Raw genomic sequence first — 22333 nt, forward strand, 5'->3', positions numbered from 1 at the left:
TCCAAATGCTGCGAGTCATCGCTATGGAAATGATTCTAACATAGAAGACTTTTTCGTGCATCAACTAAGTTTGTTTAATGAATTTACAAACTATTCAAATGATGCTATGATGACTTCATAAGCATTTATCATTCATTTATACGGAGGCTGAATTCATGAGCTACTTTGACAACATTCAACCAGTTAATTACGAGGGCCCGACATCGACGAACCCACTTTCTTTTAAATTTTATAACCCAGAGCAAGTCATTCTAGGCAAAACAATGCGTGACCATATGCGTTTCGCAGTTGCTTACTGGCACTCCTTCTCTGCTAATGGTTCTGACCCATTCGGCGCTGGCACTAACATCCGTGCTTGGGACAAATACGACGGCTTAGAGTTGGCGAAAGCTCGCGTTGACGCTTGCTTTGAGCTTCTAAACATTCTAGGAGTCGACTACTTCGCATTCCACGATCGCGATATCGCGCCTGAAGGCAATACCTTGCAAGAAACCAATGCAAACCTCGACGAAATCGTTGGTTTGATCAAAGATAAAATGGCTTCCACAGGCAAAAAGCTGCTTTGGAATACTGCGAACATGTTCACGAACCCGCGCTTCGTTCACGGGGCAGCTACTTCTAACAATGCAGAAGTTTTTGCTTACGCTGCAGCGCAAGTGAAGAAAGCTTTGGATCACGCCAAAGAGCTTGGCTCTGAAAACTACGTATTCTGGGGCGGCCGCGAAGGTTATGAAACGCTTTTGAACACGGATCTTGGACTTGAACTCGACAACCTTGCTCGCTTCCTGCACATGGCTGTTGATTATGCCAAAGAAATCGGCTACACAGGACAATTCCTAATCGAGCCTAAGCCGAAAGAGCCTTCCAAGCACCAATACGATTTCGATGCAGCTACGACACTGTCGTTCTTGCAAAAATACGACCTGCTTCCTTACTTCAAATTAAACCTTGAAGCTAACCATGCTACACTTGCAGGTCACACATTTGAGCACGAGCTTCGTGTAGCTCGCGTTAACGGCATTCTTGGTTCCATCGATGCAAACCAAGGCGACTTGCTGCTAGGCTGGGATACAGATGAGTTCCCAACTGACTTGTACTCGACAACTATGGCGATGTATGAAATCCTTTTGAACGAAGGCGGCATCGGCCGTGGCGGTGTGAACTTCGACGCAAAAGTTCGTCGTACTTCCTTCGAGCCAATCGACGTCGTTTATGCACACATCGCAGGTATGGATGCATTCGCACGCGGCTTGCAAGTTGCAGCTAAATTGATCGAAGACAAAGTATTCGACAACATCCTTGACACTCGCTACGGTTCCTTCAAGTCCGGCATCGGCGCAGACATCGTGTCTGGCAAAGCGGACTTCAGGTCACTAGAAGCTTATGCACTTGCAAATAACGGACCAATCGTGAACCAATCCGGCCGTTTGGAATTGATCAAAGCAACTGTAAATCAATATTTGCTTAACGCTTAATCTATGTAGAACATGTGAAAAATCCCGCTTCAGCCGTCAGGCTGGGGCGGGATTTCTTTTGTTTAACACTTCGCTTCCTCCAGCAGTAGCTTGGCGGACATGCGCAGGTCTAAGCGATGAATGTTCGACTTTGCAGCTACTCAGTTGCTGAGACCAGAGCATACTTGCCCCCCACAATAAATTAACTGGATTTTATGTAGTTAATTCCGTCTCAATTACTGCCGCAATTGAAATAAATGGAAAATATGTTGCTAATTTAACCGCATTGGCTTGATAATCACGATAGTGGCAATTTTAACTGTAGTTTTTCCATCTATTCATCTAAAGTAGCCAATTTGAGAGGAATTAACTGTAGTTTTGCAGTTAAGTTAAGTGTCTGCCTCGGCGGGATTTCGCGTCACAAGTGGAACACGCCTATTTCAGTGCATCGCGGGCTGCTAGCGAATTAAGACTACTCTTCCACTTTAATTTCAGTTGCATGGGATGTTGCATTTACGTGTTGAACAGGAGTCAACGCGTCGTCATCATTGTTATCACGAACTGTTTTTTGCAGAACAAACGAGGACATCGTCAGGAACAAAGCGGTTACGGCGTAGTACCCTTTGACGGAAAGCAGCTGCTCTAGATTAATAATCCCGATGAACATGCCCAGCAATGCTAAGGCGAAAGAGCTCCATGCCAAAAATGTAAAGGCCGATGTATTCCGTTTGCGGGATTCGAACCCGTCCTCCAAATTGTCTCGAATGACTTTCTGCAGCACGAACGCCGACATGGTGAGAAACAGTGCACATACCGCAAAATAACCCTTCACGCTAAGTGATTCTTCCAGTGTATATATCCCAATAAACATTGCCACGAAAGCTCCAATAAAGGATGCCCACGCCATAAAAGTAAAGGCTGTTGTATTCCGTTTCCGCTGATTCATCATGTTAAAATCCCCCTATCGTTGCCCTGCAACGTTATGAATGACTTGCTCTTGATACTCAGTATAGGGTGCTCTGACCGCTCTAAATAGTACTATCTTCCAATAGTACCTACTCCTAAGACTTCATTACATACACATACGCGCAAAGTGACTCCCTAGTGATGAAATTCAACCTTACAGCACACATTTGCGCGCAAACTGGCGTTGTAGTGATGAAAAACATCACTACAGCCCAGATTGGCAGATGAAACAGCCCTTTCTCGCTCCGTAGTGATGAAATTCAACCTTACAGCACACATTTGCCCAAAAGCTGGCGCTGTAGTGATGAAAAACATCACTACAGCTCAGTTGGCAGATGAACAGCTCCGTCCGAGCACTTTTTACACAAGCCACAAACCCCTCTCGACTTTACCCCGCTCTACCTACCTGACGAGGAACCATTTGACACCCACTTTTTAGTACTGTATAGTACTAATCATGACAAAGACAAAAAGAGTAACCAATCGTGATGTTGTGCTTCAAACCGCTATGAACCTCTTTCTAACAAAAGGCTATTTGGCCACTAGCATGGACGAAATCGTACTCACAAGCACGGTGTCGAAGACGAACATTTACTATTATTTCAAAAGCAAGGAAGAACTCTTGGCCGCGATTCTCGATCAACTCATCCAAACCTATACGCAGATGATGCAAGACATTGCAGCTCGTTCAGATTTATGTGTTCAGGAGCGTTTTGACCTGTTGCTTCAAAACATGACAGGCACCGAGGCTAGCTTCTTAGCTGGCTGCCCCTTCCTCACCCTGTATACTCAAATGCCGCAGGAGGCGGACGAACTCAAACGGAAAGTGGGCTTATTTTTTCAGGATCAAATACACTTGGTCGAAGAACTGCTCCTCGAAGGTGTGCACAAAGGGGAATTCTCCCCTACTCTTCCTACTAAAGCTGTCGCTGGGCTCATCGTCTCTACACTCGAAGGTGCACTATTTCTGCAGCATGCGAAACAAGATCCGACTTTACTCGGTCAAACTCTTACTACTTTAGCTGGTTTGCTAAAGTAATTTTTTTAGCCATCATTAGTACTAATCAGTACTAATGATGGCTAAAACGAAACGGAGGCTATTCTTTTGGCTCATATTTTTATGACTGGCGGTACAGGATTTATCGGAACCCATACCTTAGATCAACTTTCCCGTGAGAACCACACGGTGTACGTGCTCGTTCGCTCAAAGTCGCGTTGGAAGCAGGTTTGTAAGGGGTTAGATTGGCCGGATGCGGAAGGGGAAAAAAGCAATACTTACGAGCATATCAGCGATTCACGCCCGTTCGCCAGTCGCATCCACCCGGTAATTGGCGATTTGAGTCTGCCCGGACTTGGCTTGAGCCCATCTGACAAGGAGAAGATACTGACTGCAGATGTGATCATTCATGCAGGCGGGCCCATGGATATCCGGATCAGCGAAAGCGAGGCACGAATCGTTTTCCTGCAAGCTGCGGAGGAAATGCTTCAGTTGGCTGCGGATTTTCAGCAGTGTGGGGGATTAAAGCATTTTATCCACGTGGTCGGGTTCAAAAGCCCTTGGACCGATGAGAATATGCACAATCCCGCTCCACTAATTGCGCATTTAGAGCAAGGTCCGCCTTATGAGCATATGAAATGTCTCGCGGATTTACGAATTCGAGAAGGGGCTAAGACGTTGGGATTCCCTCTATCTATTGTTCATCCTAGCGTTGTCATTGGTAACTCGCTGCATGGTGAAACCCTTCAAACCGGCGGGCTCGGCATTCTCGTCCGTGCTACCGCACGAGGTCTGATGTCTATCGTACCCGGTGGGTCTACACATTGGCTGCCGCTTGTCCATGTCGATCATGTCGCATCCTTCATCAACTTATTAACGAAAGAGGCTGCACCATCCACCCAAACCTATTATTTGTTGGATGATCCCAAGGTGAGCCCTTCTATGAATGAGCTTGTTACAATGATCGCCAAAGAGCTGCGTGTCAGTAAGCCACTTGGATCAATCTCGCCAAAGTGGTTGAGCAAGCTATTAGGTACTCCATTAGGACAAAAGCTCGGTATTCCCAAGGAATCCCTCGAGTTTATTGTGAACAAGACAACTCCTTTCCCGATTGCAGTCAAGGAAAGCTTGCTGCAACAACATAGGCTGCCTAATAAAGTTCAAGGTGAGATGCTGCCTTTTACGATCGCAGATCTTGATTTTCAGCTCGTGCATGGTCACATGCACAATGAGGGGTTTGTGCGTGGAAAGCGTGGGCCTTTGGCTTGTCTAGAGCGGAATGCGACCATTGAGCAACGTACAACGGAGCAGAGTCTGGGATGGAGCCAACTAGAGCGAATAGAATCGAAGGACTCAAGACAACGCGTAGAACGAATGCCATTCGGTCAGCCAAAGCCCCCCCTCCTCTTTGTGCACGGCACGCTAAGCGGAGCGGATTGTTTGCTCCCTTTGGCGGCGCAATTCCCAGAGCACGATGTCTGCCTGGTCGATCTGCCAGGCTTCGGGCGTTCGCCCTACCATCACGCTGCCGACGTGATGGAGGGCCACATCGCAGCGCTCGTCGAGGCGATCCGCGCCTTCGACAGCCCGGTAACGCTCGTGGGCCACTCGTTGGGCGGCCTTCTAGCCGCCCACGCCTACGCTCGCGTACCGGAACGGATCCACAGGCTGCATCTGTTGCAGCCTGCCCTGCAACCCGCCGCGCGCAAGTACCGCAGCGCGCGTCTCAACAGCCTCGCGCTGCGCTGGCTGCGCGAGAAAGGCCTGCGGAAGCAGCTGCTGGCGCAGGGCTGCTTCGTGGACATAAGTGACATACCGACTTCGTATGTCACTTATGTCCTGCAAGAGCTGCAGTCGCCGCGTGTGCGGAAGACGACTGCAGCGACTCTCTCTGCGCTGACCCGCGCAGAGGGGTTGCCCCCGCAGCAGCTGGCGGCGCTGCAGCGGGAGGCTTCGATCCTGTGGGGCACACAGGATCGCGCATTTGCTTTGGCGGAGGAACTCCGCTCCGCCAATACGGTGGAGATCGAGGAAGCGCACCACTTCCCGATCTCGCACCCGGAGCTTACAGCCAAGCTGCTGCGACAGCAAGGGCTGTAGCCTTTAGCCTTTTAGCTTTTAGCTTTTAGCTCTTAGCTCTTAGCTCTTAGTTCTTAGCCCATAGCCCTTTCCCCTCAGCTCTTAGCTCCTAGCTCTAAATCTTTTGCCATTACACACCTGCAATCTAGCTCGCCTATCTGCCCCTCAAGATGCAGATAAGCGAGCTTTTCATCTTTTTCCTCCAAGACATTCACCTATCGCCCACCAGCCGAATAGGATATAGAAAAGTAGGCTCGGATACAGTCATTTCCGACTCCCCATCTCCTGAGCCTCCCACTTTGGGCGTCTCAGATGCGCTTTAGCGAGTTTCACAAGCTGAGACTGCCTTCATGGAGGCTCGGCTATCTTTTTCAAGGAGGAAAACCCTATGCAAATTCACGTTGTCCAAAAGGGACAAACGCTGTATCGCATTTCGCAAACCTATGGCGTGTCGGTCGAAGAGGTGGCAGCGGCGAATGAGTTGACCCCCAGTCAAACGTTAGTCATCGGACAGGCATTAGTTATTCCGATTGTCGGCTCCTACTACTGGGTGCAGCCTGGCGAGGGCTTGTACCGAATCGCACAAAAGCTCGGCATAGACCTAGACACACTCGCTTCCGTCAATGGACTTACGTTATATCAAACATTACCCAGCGGCTTCCGTTTGTATATCCCCCCAACCCCGCGCAAACAAGCCGAGGTGAATGCTTATATTGAACCAAGAGGCGCCGATGTGTCGCCCGTTCTCGTGCAAGCTGCTCGCGAAGCGGCCCCTCATTTGACCTATTTAGCTCCCTTCAGCTTCCGTATTAACCGAGACGGCACCTTGGTCAACCCGCCGCTTAACAATATGCGAGAAATCGCCCAGCAGCATGGTGTCACCCTGATGATGGTGCTGACCAACCTGGAGAATGATCAATTCAGCGCAGAGCTTGGTCACGTTATCCTAACTGACGAAGCTGTTCAGAACCGCCTGCTTCAAAATATCGAAACAACTGCTGAGAAGCTCGGGTTTAGAGATATCCATTTTGACATTGAACACTTGCTGCCCGCTGATCGAGAGGCTTACAACAGGTTCCTGCGCAAAGCAGCGGATCGCTTTCATCGCAAAGGATATCTGATCTCCACTGCACTCGCGCCAAAAACAAGTGCCACACAAGCCGGTGCTTGGTACGAAGCCCACGATTATAAAGCGCATGGCCAAATTGTTGATTTTGTCATCATTATGACCTATGAATGGGGATATAGCGGTGGACCTCCTATGGCCGTTTCCCCGATTGGACCTGTTCGTAAGGTACTTGAATATGCACGCAGTGAAATGCCCTCTTCCAAAATCATGATGGGTCAAAATTTGTACGGCTACGACTGGACGTTACCCTTTGTCAAAGGAGGCGCCTATGCCAAAGCCGTTTCACCACAGGCTGCTATCGATTTGGCCCGTAAATATAACGCGCAAATTCTGTACGATTACACCGCGCAAGCTCCGCATTTTAATTATTGGGATGATGCTGGCAAGGAGCACACAGTCTGGTTTGAGGATGCACGCTCCATTCAAGCCAAATTCCGTTTGATTCAAGAGCTCGGTCTGCGCGGTATTAGCTATTGGAAGCTGGGACTCAAGTTCCCGCAGAATTGGCTGCTGCTTGAGGAGAATTTCAAAATCGTAAAACGTGGTTAACGCATTGAGCCCCCTTACCGCAAGCATGTGGAGATGGGGCTTTTCTCTTTTTCGACATAATTAACAAAATCTCAACAAATTAAATGCTCATTTCCCTTCATTTTCCTTACTGAAATGCCGATTAAAATAGATATCTATTTTCATCAAGCAGATTCTAGCAACAGTTGTAATGGAGGGAAATGAAGCATGAAGTTTAGTCACAGTAAGTGGTTGTCCCTGGTTATTATTTTTGTACTAGCAAGTCAGGCTATTTTCACAGGAAGTGCTTTGGCAGCTGATGAAATTTCGAAGCTGGTTTTGAACAAAAATGAACTCAGCTTACAGGTCGGCAATACAGCTAACTTATCGGCTACGGCTATATTTGTCAGCGGTTCAACGGAAAATGCGACTGTCAAAACAGACTGGAATTCTGGATCAGCAGATGTGGCATCCGTGTACGCAGGTGTCGTAACTGCCAAAAAAGAAGGAAAAGCCGTCATTACTGCTACTTACTTGGGTAAAACGGAAGTTGTCACGGTAACGGTCAGCAAAAAAGTGAAATCGTTAACCACAGATAAGCAAGCCCTTGATCTTCGTCTCGATGCGACGGCCCAACTCACAATCACCGCTTATTACGATGACGGCACCTCGGAGAATGTGACGAGCAAGGCCGATTACACGGTGAATTCGAGCTCAATCGCAACGGTGACGAATGGTTTAGTCAAAGGACAAAACCCTGGAAGTGGCACCATTACGGTTACCTATTTGAATCAAACCTTGGAGTTAGACGTTGATGTCGAGGTTGTTCGTCGTCTGGATGCTGATAAATCGGAAGTCTCTTTGCTCAAGAATGGTACTTACCAAATGAAACTGATGGCTACCTACCCTGACGGTAATCCGAGCGACGTAGCAAGTAAAGCCGTTTGGACAACAGATAATGCTAAAGTAGCTGATGCTGTTAATGGTAAAATTACGGGCTATAGTGTCGGTAAAGCGAAGTTAACTGCCACTTATGGTACGAAATCGATTACTATCGATGTTGATGTAGATAGCACACTGAAACTCGAATTAAATAAACAAAGCATTTTACTTAAGAAAAATGCTTCAGGACAATTGAAACTGATGGCTACCTATACCGATGGCGAGCCAATTGATATCTCAGATCGTGCTGAGTGGTCATCCAGTGACGATGATATCGTTCAAGTAACGAAAGGCAATCTACTAGGTACAGGAATTGGAGAAGCCACCGTTTCTGCCAAGTATGGCGATAAGACAGTCTCGGCTAGCGTAGATGTTGAGGTTCCTCACCGTCTAGTCGTTAGTAAAGATCTGGTTGTCATGCAAGCTACTGACACGAACCAGAGCCTAATTTTATCTGCAACTTATGCAGATGGGACTACGGATACCGTAACCGACAGTGCTACTTGGAGCGTAGATCATGAGGACATTGCTATTGTAAGCAAAGGTGTAATCAAAGCTTTTAAAGCAGGTGTTGCTACGGTAACCGCTACATATGGCGGTAAAACCACCACAACTCGTGTAGAAGTAGACGTACCTTCGATCATTAAAGCTCAGAAAGCTGTTAATATGCAGATTGGCGATTCTACCAATGTTAAATTAACCGCTTATTATAAAGACGGCCGCGGCGAAGTCGACGTGACGGAGAAAGCAACTTGGACGACAAGCGATGGGAAAATTGCAGAGGTTCGCAGCGGTGCGATTACTGGTGTTTCCACAGGAGCTGCAACCGTGACTGCTGAATACGGGACACGAAAAGCCGTTATTCAAGTTTCGGTAGGCGAATTGAAGAGTCTTACCATTAGTGAAGAGAAGTTAGACATGAAGAAGGGCGGATCCGTTACTCTTACTGCCGAAGCATTATACACGGACGATACTAAAAACAATGTAACAGCTGATGTTATTTGGACAAGCAGCAACGTCAAAATGGTTACAGTCGATAAAGGTGTCGTAAAAGCCATCGCGTCTGGTGAAGCGACATTGACTGCTGAGTTGGATGACCAAACAGTGACCATTCCGGTACGAGTGGATATGGCCAGTGAGTTGACAGCGAATGTGACTAGTCTGATTTTTGATTTAAATGAAACAAGACTTATTAAACTTGAAGCAACAGATGCTAACGATGCAGTAATTCCCGTGACGAACGAGGCCGAGTGGAAAACTAGCAATAGCAGTATCGTTACGGTGTCCAAAGGTCTAGTGAAGCCAGTTGCCCGCGGTAAAGCGACCATCACGGCAACCTACGGCGGTCAAAGCATTTCTATCCCGGTAGAAATCGGCGTAATTCAAGGACTTACAGCCGATGTATCCTATTTCGTCACCAAAACCGGTTCCAAAACACAAGTGAAATTAGAAGCCGTATTGTCTGATGGTTCAAAGAAAGATGTATCAGAAATTGCGGTATGGAAAGTCACTTCCTACAAGCTAGGTACCGTGGATAAAGGGCTTTTCACAGCGACAGCTTCAGGGAAAACGACGATCACTGGCTCCTATGGCGGTAAAACGGTAGCTATTCCGGTAGAAATCGACTCCCTGAAATATTTGAAAACCAATGTTGTCAAACTTACGCTTAAAGAAGGCGAAACAGCGAACGTGGAAGCATGGGCTACTTATACAGATGGATCCGAAGAAGATGTGACCAAGCCAGCCTTATGGACAACCTCCAATATCATGAACGCAGACGTGAAGGATGGCATTATTAAAGCAACGGGTAAAGGGACTGCCCGTATTACCATTTCATTTGCCAACATGAGAACAACGGTTCAAGTAACAATTACGAAATAACTCTATTGTAGAACCGTCGCCTGCCTGGGTATCCAGAGGCGGCGGTTCTTTTGTTTATCATCGAACCAACATCCATGCGTTCTCTCCATGCATAACTTCTTGTACACGGGGGAATATATGTTTACCTACCCGAATGACCCCTATCTACTAAATACCTGGAGGTATGGATAATGGTTACCCGATCTTTCAAATTAGCTTCTATTTCTTTCCTTACCTTTTCTCTTCTGCTCGGCGCACATCAATATCGGTTGCATGCGCATGGTCATGATCCGCACGTTACACAGACCGAAAACCTGCAAAGCTTGAAGACAGGCTCTGCCACGATGTATCAGACCAATCCCTTCGGCATGCCAGGGGCAGACGCGCGTTTACTCCCTGCAACCAACCTGAACGGCTATGCTGCTGCTTATGGGATTACGCCGCCAACGGCCTCGACTCTACAAGCTAAGTCCGTTGTCACTACACCCAAAAATAAAGCCAAGCCTTGGTACGCTTACTTCGGTTTATTGGGCTTACTCGGTTTACTTGGACTAGGATCCCGCTCCAATTCCTCTTACTAGGAATAACGTCAGGGCATGCTTCCTGGGCTTTGGATACGAGATTTCCAATTATCGTCTTTCACGAATGTGCTTTTCACAACTTAAAGGAGCCTAGTTCCTGTTCTGGGAATGGGCTTTTTTGCATTCTTATATAGACAAATGTTTATTGCATAGACTTTTGTTTTGGAGTGCGATAAGATAAGGAGAGAACGACGAAGGAGGGGAGCTTAGCATGGATCGTGAACAGCAAATTCTAGCGCTTATCCGTCAAAATCCATTCATTTCTCAGCATGAAATGGCCGGCATTATCGGTATTTCCCGATCTGCCGTGGCTGGTTATATTGCTTCGCTGACCAAGAAGGGAACGATTCGCGGCAGAGCGTATGTCACCTCGGATGAGAATATGGTTTTCTGCATCGGCGGAGCGAATCTCGACAGTAAAGCCATTAGCAAGCAAGCTATCCGCCTAGCTTCCTCCAATCCTGTGACGGTAACCGAGTCCTGTGGCGGCGTTGCTCGCAACATCGCTGAGGCTTTAGCCGGACTAGCTTGTCAAACAGCCCTCCTAACGGTGGTTGGTGACGATAAAGCAGGCCAGTGGGTGCTGGAAGAAACGAGGCGTAAAGGCGTAGACGTTAGTCAAGCCATCGTGCTGAAGGGAGAGAACACGGGATCATACACCGCCCTTCTCGACTCTTCAGGCGAGATGTTTCTCGCTTTTGCCAATATGGACATTTATGATACATTCACGCCTGTCATGCTCAGGGACAAATGGTCCCATATTGCCGCCGCCAAGCTCGTGATCGCGGATACGAACCTACCAAGTGACACCTTGGAGGAACTGATCCGCCGATGTCAGGAGGAGGATATCCCGCTCTTCATCGATCCCGTTTCCTCGGAGAAGGCAAAAAAGCTGCCGGCCGATCTTTCCGGAGTTACGGCTATTTTTCCAAACTTAGAAGAAGCCGTTCAACTCTCCCATACGCCCCTTACCATGGACCAGGATGTTATTGATATGTTTTATTTAGAGCCTGACTACACGAAAGTCGCTGGCGTCATTCGAGAACGAGGCGTGAAGCATGTTTTCATTACGCTCGGCAGCCAAGGGGTTCTCTATGTAGGTGAAGAAGGTGAACAATACTTCCCTCCGATTCCGACCAAAGTGGTTGAGGTTACAGGTGCAGGCGATGCTTTCTTAGCTGGTATTGTCTATGGCGTTACCCGCCAAGAATCGTATTTGAAATCCTGTGAATACGGCCTTGCAGCTGCACATATTACCCTTCAAACCAGTCAATCCACGTCCAGCGAGCTGAACGAGGAACGCTTACAACTTACGATAAACACGATGACTAAAGGAGATTAAACCCATGTTACCTAACTCATACTTAACTTTTACCAACGAAGTGAAAGAAGCACTCGCGAACAATAAACCCATCGTAGCGTTGGAAACGACGATTATTTCTCATGGCATGCCGTACCCACAAAATATCGAAATGGCGAAAAAGGTAGAGCAAATTATCCGTGATAATGGCGCTGTCCCGGCAACAATCGGCATTTTGGATGGCAAAATCAAGATTGGCTTAAACGAGCAGGAGCTTGAAGCCTTCGCAACGAATAGTCATGTCGAAAAAGTGAGTCACCGCGACTTCGCGTACATCCTCTCCTCTGGCAAAATCGGCGCGACCACGGTATCCGCGACGATGATCGGTGCTGCCTTAGCAGGCATCGAGGTTTTCGCTACTGGCGGCATCGGCGGTGTCCACCGCGAAGGAGAAACTTCGATGGACATCTCCGCTGACTTGACGGAGTTAGCCCAAACGAACGTCGCCGTCGTCTGCGCCGGCGTCAAATCGATCCTCGATATTGGACGTACGCTCGAGTATTTGGAAACCCACGGTGTGCCCGTGGTTGGTTACCAAACGAGCGAATTCCCGTCCTTCTACGCCCGCGAGAGCGGCTACGGCGTAGACTTCCGCCTCGATGAGGCAGCCGATGTAGCAGCCATGCTCCGCACGAAGTGGGAGCTAGGCCTCAGCGGTGGCGCCGTCATCGCCAACCCGGTCCCAGCGGAATCCGCTATGGACCATGTCGAGATCGAAGCCGTCATCCAGCAGGCGCTGAATGAGGCCAAAGAGCAGAACGTGACCGGTAAGAAGGTCACGCCGTTCTTGCTAGCGCGGATTAAGCAGCTGACCGAGGGGCGCAGCCTGGAGACGAACATCGCGCTCGTTTACCACAATGCGCAGACCGCCGCAAGGATTGCGGTAGCGTTGAAGAACTAATGAACTGACAAAAGCCTCATCCACTGGGATGAGGCTTTTTCTTAGCTCATACGATTATTCATTTTCGGAAGAACTCGCATTAGAGGATGAATTTGCTTGAAATACCTCAGCAGCTTCCTCAGAGGAAAATTCTGTATCATCTTGACCAGGGACAGGCAATTTATTTAATTCCGTGGATTGAACTTCTGCTTTGCTTGCCTGATTATTAGATTGGGGCATTACTGACACCTCCCTCATTAAATTCACAACAAAGGATAGTTTCCCACAACACTCGTTTTCCATACATCCACAATTTACTTATCTATATAGAGACTAGCTTATCGCGGGATGATATTCTTGTTATTAGTTGAGAGGCTCTCATCTGATCAATCCATATACAGCGGATTACTTACAGCCGCGAGAAGCGTCTCTTGAACCTCGGTGAAATAGCGCCATACCTCTGCACGATAAAAGGTTCTTCCTTCCATTTCACCCAACAATTCCAGCGATTGCTCATGGTACGCAACACACGAGACCTCAACGCCTCGGTCTGAGATCAGTTTCACCTTATCGCCTACCTGCAGCTCATTGACTACAAGCGTAACCCTTCCCTGACGCTCTGGTGCATGTGCAGGCACAACATCGCCCATGTGAAATGACCCTGCGTTAAGCTCTAGTGTAGGTCCTTCCGGCGAGAAACTTAGAAACACACGGCCTGTATCAATCCCATCCAATACCCCTTGGACTGTCCGACTAGCTGCATACACCCATGTTGTCGGCATGCTATGCCTGACGTGGCCTCCTTGACTATGGAAATCACTTCCTCCTACAGCAATCAAGCGTTTCCCGCTGCAAAGCTGCTCATGCCACCAAGTTAGCGTTCTTTGATTGGCCCCCCGCCAGGGTCCGTTCCAGATTTCAACCCAATCGTAATCAACTGTCCAAGCCCACTCCCAACCACAATTGGGACAATGCGGATGATTGAGTACAATGCGCGCGCCGTTATTCCTTGCTTCTTGCATACGTTCCTGTACCTGTTCCGAGCTTACAGCACGGAAATCCTCGATAGGGCGAATCGCTCCCAGAAAATTGGCATGTCCATGATTCGTGGTTAGCTCCATACCAGGGATCAATACGACACCCGTCTCCCTCGGATAAGCAAGATTCTGACTGTAGGTGTTATGATCGGTCATCGCTAGAAAATCACAGCCTAACTCTGCCATCATTTCCGCATTCTCAGCTACGGTCAATGCTCCATCGCTATGAACCGTGTGCATATGGAGATCGCCCTTAAGCCAACGGCCTTGCATCGTTGTGCATGTCACCTCTACACGCACCGTACAACCCGCAGGCGGAATCCGGTACGTCCCCAGTAACACAGACCACTCACCTGCCGCCAATTCACCGGGGATATAACCAGGAGTTGCATGTTCTAACGCTATGAAAAATTCGGTGCGCGCGCCGCCACTCCAGCCTCTTACACGCTCGGCATCCTTAACACCTAAATCAATAACACAATCCCCTGGTCCATTCGCTTCCACCTCGATACGAACGTGTATACGTTCCAAGCTGCTAGTAACCTGAAAGGGTACCTCCAAATAACGATCCATTTCTTCATTTGCAATCAGACGAGTTAAGATCATTGCGCCTCACTCCCCTATTCCTTCGTTGCTCCGACCATCAGGCCGGTTACGAAATATTTTTGAACAAACGGATAAATCACGACTAACGGTATAAGTGCCAGCATAACCCCAGCCATCCGTACATTAGGCGTCATAAATAAATTACTGCTGGTTGCATCAGACTGAATAACCAGTGCGCGCAGCGCTACTTGCAGCGTATATAGCTTTTGATTGGTAATATACAATAGACCCGGCGTAAGCTGGTTCCATCTGGACACGAATTCAAACAAAGTAATCGTTGCTAGTCCTGGTTTAGCTAGCGGCACATACATGGTGGAGAAAATTCGAAACTCTCCTGCGCCATCGATCTTGGCAGACTCCGCCATTTCATAGGATACAGCGCCAAAGAAATTTCGCATTAGTAAAATACTGAAGCCAGAGATCAAGCCATACAGAACTAATGCTGATACCGTATTTAATAGGCCTAGCTCTTTGTTTACCACGTAAAGAGGAATCATAACCGCTTCATTCGGTACCATCATCGTAAGTAGGATAAAGCTCGTCAGCAGCTTCCGTCCAGGTAAGCCCTTATGCAGCAGCACATAGCCCGCCATCGCGCAGAGCAGCACATGCGCGAATGAGCCTAGCAACGTGACGAGTACATTCATGCCGAATGGCCTCCATAGCTCAACGCGCTGCCACACCGTCCGATATCCTTCTATACTTAGCTCCGATGGCCACAACCGAAGCCCCGCATGCATAGACGAGATATTAGAGGAAATCGAAATCATAAAGGTATTCCAAATCGGCAATATCATGGTAGCCACAAGCAGCAGCAAGAATAGACCATTGGCTAATTGAAAGGGGAAATCTTGTCTAATTAACGATTTATTCCTCACACGAATTCACTCCTCGTCATAACGGGTTAATTTCCTAGTCACAAACACCAGAATTAGCGTAGCCAGTACAACCAGAAAGCCTGCTGCTGAAGCGACACCCATGTTAAACTCAAGGATCCCCTTTTGGTACGTGTATGTCATTAAGACATCTACCTTCCGAGCAATAACTGGATTACTCAGAATCATCATTTGATCAAACATGCGAAGCATACCAATCATATTCAGAAGTGTAACGACCTTCATGGTCGGAATAAGCTGTGGTAAGGTCACATAGCGAATTTGCTGCCAGCGTCCCGCCCCATCCATCCGAGCAGCTTCGTATAGGGAGGGGGATATCGAGACTATTGCAGCTAAGTAGAGAATGCAGGTAAAGCCCATTTCTTTCCACGTATTCGTCAGTATCATTAAATAGCGCGCATAATCGACCTCTGCAAAAAAATGAATCGGCTTCGCTGCTCCTAGCAGCTTCAACAGCTCATTGACAAATCCGCCATCTGGCGATAGCATCATGATCCAAATCCCGCCTACAACAACCCAAGAGAATAAATGCGGTAAGTAAATAACCATTTGCGTCAGCTTTTTAAACCAAGTTTTGAGTACCTCATTCAAGGATAAAGCCGTAATAATCGGAGCAAAAAAGCCTAATACGAGCATACCCGCTCCAATCACTAGTGTGTTTTCCAGTACGCGCCAGAATACCGGATCATGCCAAACCGTTTGGTAATTCTGAAGTCCAACGAAGGGACGATCCCCGATCATACGGAAATTTTGCATCGAGATTTGCAGGCCCTTAAACAACGGGAAATATGAGAAAATCGCAAAATAGATCACAATTGGTAGCATCATGACATACAACACACGATAGCGAGCCCATGCCGTCACTTGTTATTCCCCCTTGTCTGTGAATGGTAAAGCGGCGGCTGGGGAGTAGCCCCCGCCCCCGCTTCTGCTCATTTAGTCAATTAAGTTCACGGCTTTCAGCTCATCATGCATCTTCTTCACAGCATCTGCCGCTGGCATTTTGCCCATCATCGCTTGGAACGCATAGTTCGTCACGATTTTCTCGGCATTAGGCCAATCTTTCGTAGAGTTCTCAATCGTGGCGTTGCTATCAAAAATGATTTGGCGTCCTTCTAGTGCGCCCGGCAGTGTACCAATCGGATTCTTAAAATTTGTGTTGTTCGGGAATGGTGCTCCATGGTCCATCCCATGGCTAATACCATCAGGAGTTAACGTATACTTCCCGTCTTTCACTGTGTAATCTGTACCTTCAATCCCTAGTGTGCTCAGGATATTCCCTTTGTCCGACTGCCAAAACTCCAGAAACTTCATAGCGGTATCCACATGCTCAGCATTCACTGGAATTCCCCACACACTTGGATCTCCACGACGAAGCATAACTTTGCCATCAGGGCCAACAGCACCCGGAATTGCTTTCGCTTTAAAATTAGGATCATCCGTTTTCTTCATATTGTTAAAGAGACCTACCCATGCATCCCAGTACGTAACCATACCTACTCGGTTCGTTAGAAAAAGCTCTCTCATTTTGCCAGAATCATTCGTCGCAAAGTTGGGATCTAAAATGCCTTCCTTATACAACTTTGCAAACCATTCATAAATAGGAACTGCTGCATCTGTCGCGTAAGGAATCGTACGCTTGCCATTGGCATCGACCACATATTTATATTTCACACCCGCTGCGCTCATAAAGCCTTGAATATCATATAAACCTGCAGTAGACAAACCGTACGTGTCATCCTTTCCGTTGCCGTCTGGATCCTTCTCTTTGAAGGCCTTCAAGGTCTGATAGAAATCATCCAGCGTTTTCGGCTGCTGCAGCTTCAGCTTATCCATCCAATCTTGACGAACAGTCGGCAGTGTGCCGCCTTCTGATTTATTAAATACACTGTAGATCTTCCCGCCATTGTAAGTAATCATGTCCCATTCTTTGGTAGGAATCACTTTCGGATCCGATAATACTTTAGAAGCCTTAATTTTATCGTTTAATTGCGTCAGTGCGCCTTGTTCAACTAAGACGTCCATATTGCCCTTCCCCATGTAAATGAGGTCATACTTTTCTCCAGCTGCTATTGCTGCGTAAAGCTTCTTATCGTAATCTGCCGCTGGTTTCTCAATCGTCACCTTAATCCCTGTCAAGCGTTCAACTTCCTTCTCAAATAACGCGTTCTCTTCTGGCGTCTTCCCTCCGACAACACCACTGAGGATACGCAGCGTTTCTTGCTTGGCTGGCTTGGATGTCTCACTAGGTGAGCTTGCCTGTGATTCCGTTCCTGTTTTCGTGCTGCACGCGGTCACAAGTAAACTTGTCGATAGGGCAACGGCTGCGATCATTCCTACTTTTTTATTCAACATGGGTATGGCCTCCTATTTGGTTCTTCTCTATTTGTTAGTATCTGTTCTCACTTTGGCGCAGGAGTCTCTAAAAACGAGGCTCGCTGGAATTAATATGCGTTTTACATTGGTGTTCGGCTCACGCAGCTGTTCGATCAGCAGCTTAGCTGCTTCACTCCCTAATACTTCTCCATTCAGCCTGACTCCAGTAAGCGGCGGTTTAAATTCAGGAGCATATATCGAATCGTCGCTAAACGCGAACACAGATAAGTCTTCTGGTATTCGCAGCTTAAGCTCATCGGCAGCTTGGTAAACGCCTAATGCTACTTTATCTGTATCTGTAATAATGGCAGTAATCTGCGGGTAAGAAGTCAGTAATCGTTTGGTTATCTGATAGCCATAAGCCGTCGATGTTAATTTCCCATCTTTGTAGACGATGAACTTAGGTTCAATAGGCACGTCTGCTTTTTGGAAGGCTCTCATGAAACCCAACTCGCGATCTTGAGCCACTGTTCTTTCCTTCGGTGCGTTCAGAAATGCGATGTGCGTATGGCCTAGCTGCAGCAGATGTTCCGCAACAAGTTGTCCCATACCGATGTTGTCATTATCTACATAGGACACACTGGATTCGAACTCTTGATGTGGTCTTCCAATGACAACGAGCGGTAGATTTCGCATGATCCGTTCCGAGATTCGTTCATCATTCTCAGCTGGATCGAGAAGAATATCACCATCAACAGGATCTGTCGCTACATACTCAACTTGCTTGGAGAATTCGGTTGACAATGCGTTCACAAGTAAACGATAACCTTGGCTGTAGCACTCTCTTAGCACTCCATTAAAAAGGCTTAGATGAAACTGACTAAATTTCACCTGTTCACCCGGCATATTAAGTCCAATGATATTCGTCCGCTTGTTCGCTAAACTTCGAGCCCAATAATTGGGTCTATAGTTCAGATCCAATGCAGCATCCAGAACGCGCTGTGACACCTCCTTGCTAATGGGTCTCTTTTTGCTAAACACGTTTGAAACGGTGCTTTTCGACACCTTAGCTACTTTCGCAACATCATCTATGTTTGCCATATGGGCTCGCCTCACTTCTCTTTAATAGTAAACCGGTTTTATCAAGGCAGTTTCATGGTTGGGTAAATGAATTGTAAATAAAACAGGCTGTTTAAATAGGCGGTTTTCAGTTATATCAAGGGTTTCCTAGGATTTGCAGCATAGGAAATGAATTAAATCATGAAACCGGTTCGACGATTTTCTTCTTACGCTAAACAAAAAGAAGAAGAAGAACCCATGGCTTTTACCTGCCACTGGTTCTTCTTCTCATTTTGTATTACGGACTCTTCCATCTATTCGTCTACTTCATTAACCTGCAACAGCCTGCTTTTTCTTTTTCCACGGCCGGATCACCGAAACGCAAATAATAAACACCGTGACAGCGGCTTGTACGTAGATGGCATATTGACGCAGCCTCTGATTGTGCAGAAACTCTGGATTTGTTAATGCCAGTGCTTTTTCCGTCTCTAAGAGGGTCATATTAGCCAGCATCAACTTATCCACAACGAATATGCCTATGATGGTTTGTCCGACAAAAAGAATCCATTTCACGGCGACCCACCGATGCTTGAAAAATCCCCAGCTTGTTAGAAAGCCATACAGAAAAGCTACAAGCAGCGTGCCTACCGCCCCCGTTCGGATAATCATGTCACTGAGAACTACAATCCTTTTGTACGTAGCCAGCGTATCTTCATATGTCGCAAGACTGATGCCCATATTCAAGGCTAAAGAACTCATAATGCCGCCAAAAAATAGCGCAACAAGCGATATATGCACAATTTTCAACCATTTCATGCCGACTGGACTTAATTTTTTCATTAAAAATCCTCCCCCATGCGTTAACTAAGGAGCATTATACCTGCACAATGTTGTGAACTTGTGAAGATGCGTTGCGATTTGGATGAATGTCCTCACAAGCAGGTAGAGTAAAGGTATACTAAGCTTAATTCGTTATGGAAATGAGGATTATTGGCATGACACACACGCTTTTACTCGTCGATGATGAGCGGCAGGTGCTCGAATTCATGGAACCCTATCTGCGTCAGGAAGGCTTTCATATTGTTACAGCCACAACGGGAACGCAAGCTTTAGCACTCGCCCACGAACATAAACCTGCACTGGTTGTACTAGACTGGATGCTGCCGGAAATGAGCGGGATCGAGGTCTGTCGGCGTTTGCGCAGCGATTCCAGTCATGTTGGGATCATTATGGTGACAGCTAGAACGGATGAGACGGACAAAATTGTGGGGCTAGAAGTTGGCGCCGATGACTATTTGACGAAGCCGTTTTCCCTACGGGAACTGGCTGCCCGTATTCGTTCGGTCCTGAGAAGGCTCGCTGTCCATGAAGAGGGCGAAACGGAGGAGCTGCAACGCGGCGATCTGGTGATTCATGAGGCGAAATGCTTGGTACGTAAACGCGGCCAAGAGATCTCGCTCACGCCAACCGAATTTAAGCTGCTGCTCACACTGGCCGCAAGACCAGGCATTGTGTACAGCCGACTACAATTGCTGCAAAGCGCTTTGGAGGATGATTTTCTGAACGATGAACGCACCGTAGATGCGCACATTAGTCATCTGAGGAAGAAAATAGAGGACAATCCCTCATCTCCCCTTTTCGTGCAAACGGTATATGGGTTCGGGTATCGGTTCGGTGATCAGCTATGAGTGTGCGGCGCAAGCTGTTTATTACGATGATTTCCTTCATTGTGGGGATGGGCATCATTTTTGCGTTAGTCACGCAGTTCTTGACGAGGGATGTGCTGCAGGTCATGGTCGAAGCCTCGCGGCAGGATGAAATCGGCGAAATTTCACAGTCCCTCCTGCAATACTATCAAACGAATGGAGAGGCATGGACGGGGATTGATAGCTATTGGAGAGCTAACACGCCTAAGTTGCTTGATGAACGTGAGGCAAATGTGATCCTATTGTCATCGGATTCCCGTGTCGTGTTAACGAGTGGAAATACCCCTTCCAAAAGGGTGCGAACCTTCGGTATCCGCAGCAACCTCCTATTGGGTGACCAACGGATAGGCACGCTGATCTACCATGATGCAGGTGCGGAAGTGATGTCCCAGCTGCGCATCGGCGTTCTCAGATCGACCCGTTTCCTGCTCGTAGCCGGGACTTTCGCCTTCGTGGGGTTTTCCATATTCCTTATCTATTGGCTAGCTAGACGGCTAACCGCTCCTCTTCGCGTGCTCATTCCTGTTCTCGATCGACTGGGCAAAGGTGAATACGGCATTCAAGCTCCTATTATCAGCCAAGATGAGTATGGCAAGGTGGCTGCAGCTTTTAATGTCATGTCTGCCAAGCTTGGGCAAGCAGAGATGCTGCGCCGTAATATGGCCGCAGACGTAGCGCATGAGCTGCGAACACCGCTGACCATCATCAGCGGCAAGCTGGAGCTTCTCCAGCAAGAGGCGCGGCCTATTCTGCCGGAGGTGCTGCTACCGTTGCAGGATGAGCTCATTCGCTTAACGCGGCTTGTCGATGATCTTCATCAGCTATCGCTGGCAGAAGCCAAAAAGCTTCCGTTAGAGCGGAAGCCTGTTGATATGTATGGTCTACTTGCGCGCATAGTGGAGCATATTGCGCCTGATGCACAGAGTAAGCGTTTAAAGCTCTCACTTCATAGCGCTGTCGAGAACGCTGTCCTCAGGGTCGATGCTCATCGCATGACGCAAGTGTTCTATAATCTGCTGAACAATGCCATCCGATATACGCCCGAGGGTGGTGAGGTCGAAGTCCGTATTGAAAGACAAGGCGACCAGCATCTTCGTTTCTCCTTCTGTGACACAGGCATGGGGATCGATACCACGCATCTGCCGTTCCTGTTCGAACGTTTCTACCGGATGGATGAAGCGCGTGCCCGCAATAGCGGCGGTATGGGGCTTGGTCTCGCCATCGCCAAGCAATTGGTTTTGGCCCATCAAGGGACCATCGAAGTGAGCAGTCAGTTAGGTGAAGGCTCGGTGTTTACGGTCATCCTTCCTTTATCCTTGAACGCTATATCCGATGCGACAGGGTGATTACTCCGTGATCCATTGTGTTTTTAATGCAAAGGGAACACGTGCTGCCTTCGTTGGAATAACTTCTGGGTAACCAATGTAGATAAAGCCGACCATCTCTTCTTTGCCAAAGAGACCGAAGTTCTCTTGCATTTTCGGATGATACGTGGGATCGCCGGTACGCCAGATGCTACCCAAGCCCAGCGAATGTGCAGCTAGCATCATATTCTGTACGGCGCAGTGAACAGCTGCATACTCCTCAATCACGGGTACGACTGGCTTCTCGGCTGGGGAGACAGCCACCGCGATAACGAGCGGAGCTCGAAACGCTTTCTTCTCATTGCTGCTGCGCAGTTGCTCTTCTTCTTCCTCAGACAGCGCCGCATCTGCACCCGCCTTCGCTTCCGCAATGGCGACATCGGCATATCCGCGGCCCAACAGCTTTCTGCCTTCGCCCGACATCACCCAGAACCGCCAAGGTTCCGTATTCGCGTGATTCGGTGCCCAGACAGCAGCTTCCAATATCTCTTCAATCAGCGCGTGCTCGATGGGGTCCTGCTTGAGTTTCCCAATACTGCGCCGCTGGCGAATCGCTTCTTTCACTTCCATGCTTCCCACTCCCACTTCGGTTGA

The 22333-nt window shown here is 48.0% G+C and carries 19 protein-coding genes and 1 pseudogene; 10 read left to right on the forward strand and 10 right to left on the reverse strand.

Annotated features, from left to right (window positions below; all coding sequences use genetic code 11):
* Positions 1-155 precede the first annotated feature (155 nt).
* Positions 156-1475, forward strand: a complete 1320-nt coding sequence (gene xylA / locus AC58QC_RS19565) for a xylose isomerase (protein WP_497416780.1) — start codon at positions 156-158, stop codon at positions 1473-1475.
* A 451-nt stretch (positions 1476-1926) separates the two neighbouring features.
* Here the strand turns inward: xylA and AC58QC_RS19570 are convergent, their stop codons facing one another.
* Both AC58QC_RS19570 and AC58QC_RS19575 read right to left on the reverse strand, forming a co-directional pair.
* On the reverse strand, positions 1927-2247 hold the full coding sequence (locus AC58QC_RS19570) for a YiaA/YiaB family inner membrane protein (protein WP_497416881.1): 321 nt from the start codon (positions 2245-2247) through the stop codon (positions 1927-1929).
* Positions 2224-2403, reverse strand: a pseudogene (locus tag AC58QC_RS19575) (YiaA/YiaB family inner membrane protein); the annotation flags it as partial. The pseudogene AC58QC_RS19575 and the gene AC58QC_RS19570, both read right to left, overlap by 24 nt.
* Positions 2404-2877: 474 nt before the next feature.
* Between AC58QC_RS19575 and AC58QC_RS19580 the strand changes: the two are divergent.
* The 7 genes from AC58QC_RS19580 to AC58QC_RS19610 all read left to right on the forward strand — a co-directional run bounded on the left by AC58QC_RS19580 (position 2878) and on the right by AC58QC_RS19610 (position 12776).
* Positions 2878-3459, forward strand: a complete 582-nt coding sequence (locus AC58QC_RS19580) for a TetR/AcrR family transcriptional regulator (RefSeq protein ID WP_497416781.1) — start codon at positions 2878-2880, stop codon at positions 3457-3459.
* Positions 3460-3525: 66 nt separating this feature from the next.
* Complete coding sequence (locus AC58QC_RS19585) at positions 3526-5517, forward strand: alpha/beta fold hydrolase (protein ID WP_497416782.1); 1992 nt, start codon at positions 3526-3528, stop codon at positions 5515-5517.
* 367 nt (positions 5518-5884) lie between these two features.
* Positions 5885-7174 carry a glycosyl hydrolase family 18 protein gene (locus tag AC58QC_RS19590; protein ID WP_497416783.1) on the forward strand — a complete coding sequence of 430 codons (1290 nt, stop codon included), beginning with the start codon at positions 5885-5887 and terminating at the stop codon, positions 7172-7174.
* Between the two features lie 186 nt (positions 7175-7360).
* Positions 7361-9955 carry an Ig-like domain-containing protein gene (locus tag AC58QC_RS19595; protein ID WP_497416784.1) on the forward strand — a complete coding sequence of 865 codons (2595 nt, stop codon included), beginning with the start codon at positions 7361-7363 and terminating at the stop codon, positions 9953-9955.
* A 170-nt stretch (positions 9956-10125) separates the two neighbouring features.
* On the forward strand, positions 10126-10515 hold the full coding sequence (locus AC58QC_RS19600) for a hypothetical protein (RefSeq protein WP_497416785.1): 390 nt from the start codon (positions 10126-10128) through the stop codon (positions 10513-10515).
* A gap of 211 nt (positions 10516-10726) precedes the next feature.
* Positions 10727-11857 carry a carbohydrate kinase gene (locus AC58QC_RS19605; protein WP_497416786.1) on the forward strand — a complete coding sequence of 377 codons (1131 nt, stop codon included), beginning with the start codon at positions 10727-10729 and terminating at the stop codon, positions 11855-11857.
* A gap of 4 nt (positions 11858-11861) precedes the next feature.
* Positions 11862-12776 (forward strand): pseudouridine-5'-phosphate glycosidase, encoded by a 915-nt coding sequence (locus AC58QC_RS19610; RefSeq protein ID WP_497416787.1) that lies wholly within the window; start codon positions 11862-11864, stop codon positions 12774-12776.
* A gap of 54 nt (positions 12777-12830) precedes the next feature.
* Here the strand turns inward: AC58QC_RS19610 and AC58QC_RS19615 are convergent, their stop codons facing one another.
* The 7 genes from AC58QC_RS19615 to AC58QC_RS19645 all read right to left on the reverse strand — a co-directional run bounded on the left by AC58QC_RS19615 (position 12831) and on the right by AC58QC_RS19645 (position 19509).
* Entirely contained in the window at positions 12831-12995 is a 165-nt protein-coding gene (locus AC58QC_RS19615) for a hypothetical protein (protein ID WP_497416788.1), read from the reverse strand.
* A 146-nt stretch (positions 12996-13141) separates the two neighbouring features.
* Entirely contained in the window at positions 13142-14398 is a 1257-nt protein-coding gene (locus tag AC58QC_RS19620) for a CehA/McbA family metallohydrolase (protein ID WP_497416789.1), read from the reverse strand.
* Positions 14399-14412: 14 nt separating this feature from the next.
* A complete protein-coding gene (locus tag AC58QC_RS19625) occupies positions 14413-15276 on the reverse strand; it encodes a carbohydrate ABC transporter permease (RefSeq protein ID WP_497416790.1) in 864 nt (287 codons plus the stop codon).
* Positions 15277-15282: 6 nt separating this feature from the next.
* Positions 15283-16158: an ABC transporter permease subunit gene (locus AC58QC_RS19630; RefSeq protein WP_497416791.1), complete on the reverse strand. Its 876-nt coding sequence runs from the start codon at positions 16156-16158 to the stop codon at positions 15283-15285.
* A gap of 72 nt (positions 16159-16230) precedes the next feature.
* Positions 16231-17649, reverse strand: coding sequence for an extracellular solute-binding protein (locus AC58QC_RS19635; protein ID WP_497416792.1), 1419 nt, complete (start codon positions 17647-17649; stop codon positions 16231-16233).
* A gap of 27 nt (positions 17650-17676) precedes the next feature.
* Positions 17677-18711 carry a LacI family DNA-binding transcriptional regulator gene (locus tag AC58QC_RS19640; protein WP_497416793.1) on the reverse strand — a complete coding sequence of 345 codons (1035 nt, stop codon included), beginning with the start codon at positions 18709-18711 and terminating at the stop codon, positions 17677-17679.
* Between the two features lie 288 nt (positions 18712-18999).
* Entirely contained in the window at positions 19000-19509 is a 510-nt protein-coding gene (locus tag AC58QC_RS19645; RefSeq protein WP_497416794.1) for a DUF2269 family protein, read from the reverse strand.
* A gap of 155 nt (positions 19510-19664) precedes the next feature.
* Here AC58QC_RS19645 and AC58QC_RS19650 point away from each other — a divergent pair, with 155 nt between their 5' ends.
* Together AC58QC_RS19650 and AC58QC_RS19655 are read left to right on the forward strand one after the other, a co-directional pair.
* Positions 19665-20357, forward strand: a complete 693-nt coding sequence (locus AC58QC_RS19650) for a response regulator transcription factor (protein ID WP_497416795.1) — start codon at positions 19665-19667, stop codon at positions 20355-20357.
* Complete coding sequence (locus AC58QC_RS19655) at positions 20354-21721, forward strand: sensor histidine kinase (RefSeq protein WP_497416796.1); 1368 nt, start codon at positions 20354-20356, stop codon at positions 21719-21721. The genes AC58QC_RS19650 and AC58QC_RS19655 overlap by 4 nt, the downstream gene beginning before the upstream one ends.
* Here the strand turns inward: AC58QC_RS19655 and AC58QC_RS19660 are convergent, their stop codons facing one another.
* On the reverse strand, positions 21722-22309 hold the full coding sequence (locus tag AC58QC_RS19660; RefSeq protein ID WP_497416797.1) for a nitroreductase family protein: 588 nt from the start codon (positions 22307-22309) through the stop codon (positions 21722-21724).
* Positions 22310-22333: the final 24 nt, after the last annotated feature.

The sequence above is a fragment of the Paenibacillus sp. J22P51 genome, from assembly GCF_059692215.1.

Coding starts and splice junctions, on each gene's coding strand:
- AC58QC_RS19650 (WP_497416795.1), top strand. CDS start 19,665: ATGACACACACGCTTTTACTCGTCGATGATGAGCGGCAGGTGCTCGAA.
- xylA (WP_497416780.1), top strand. CDS start 156: ATGAGCTACTTTGACAACATTCAACCAGTTAATTACGAGGGCCCGACA.
- AC58QC_RS19645 (WP_497416794.1), bottom strand. CDS start 19,509: ATGAAAAAATTAAGTCCAGTCGGCATGAAATGGTTGAAAATTGTGCAT.
- AC58QC_RS19610 (WP_497416787.1), top strand. CDS start 11,862: ATGTTACCTAACTCATACTTAACTTTTACCAACGAAGTGAAAGAAGCA.
- AC58QC_RS19580 (WP_497416781.1), top strand. CDS start 2,878: ATGACAAAGACAAAAAGAGTAACCAATCGTGATGTTGTGCTTCAAACC.
- AC58QC_RS19600 (WP_497416785.1), top strand. CDS start 10,126: ATGGTTACCCGATCTTTCAAATTAGCTTCTATTTCTTTCCTTACCTTT.
- AC58QC_RS19640 (WP_497416793.1), bottom strand. CDS start 18,711: ATGGCAAACATAGATGATGTTGCGAAAGTAGCTAAGGTGTCGAAAAGC.
- AC58QC_RS19635 (WP_497416792.1), bottom strand. CDS start 17,649: ATGTTGAATAAAAAAGTAGGAATGATCGCAGCCGTTGCCCTATCGACA.
- AC58QC_RS19620 (WP_497416789.1), bottom strand. CDS start 14,398: ATGATCTTAACTCGTCTGATTGCAAATGAAGAAATGGATCGTTATTTG.
- AC58QC_RS19655 (WP_497416796.1), top strand. CDS start 20,354: ATGAGTGTGCGGCGCAAGCTGTTTATTACGATGATTTCCTTCATTGTG.
- AC58QC_RS19615 (WP_497416788.1), bottom strand. CDS start 12,995: ATGCCCCAATCTAATAATCAGGCAAGCAAAGCAGAAGTTCAATCCACG.
- AC58QC_RS19590 (WP_497416783.1), top strand. CDS start 5,885: ATGCAAATTCACGTTGTCCAAAAGGGACAAACGCTGTATCGCATTTCG.
- AC58QC_RS19595 (WP_497416784.1), top strand. CDS start 7,361: ATGAAGTTTAGTCACAGTAAGTGGTTGTCCCTGGTTATTATTTTTGTA.
- AC58QC_RS19660 (WP_497416797.1), bottom strand. CDS start 22,309: ATGGAAGTGAAAGAAGCGATTCGCCAGCGGCGCAGTATTGGGAAACTC.
- AC58QC_RS19605 (WP_497416786.1), top strand. CDS start 10,727: ATGGATCGTGAACAGCAAATTCTAGCGCTTATCCGTCAAAATCCATTC.
- AC58QC_RS19570 (WP_497416881.1), bottom strand. CDS start 2,247: ATGTCGGCGTTCGTGCTGCAGAAAGTCATTCGAGACAATTTGGAGGAC.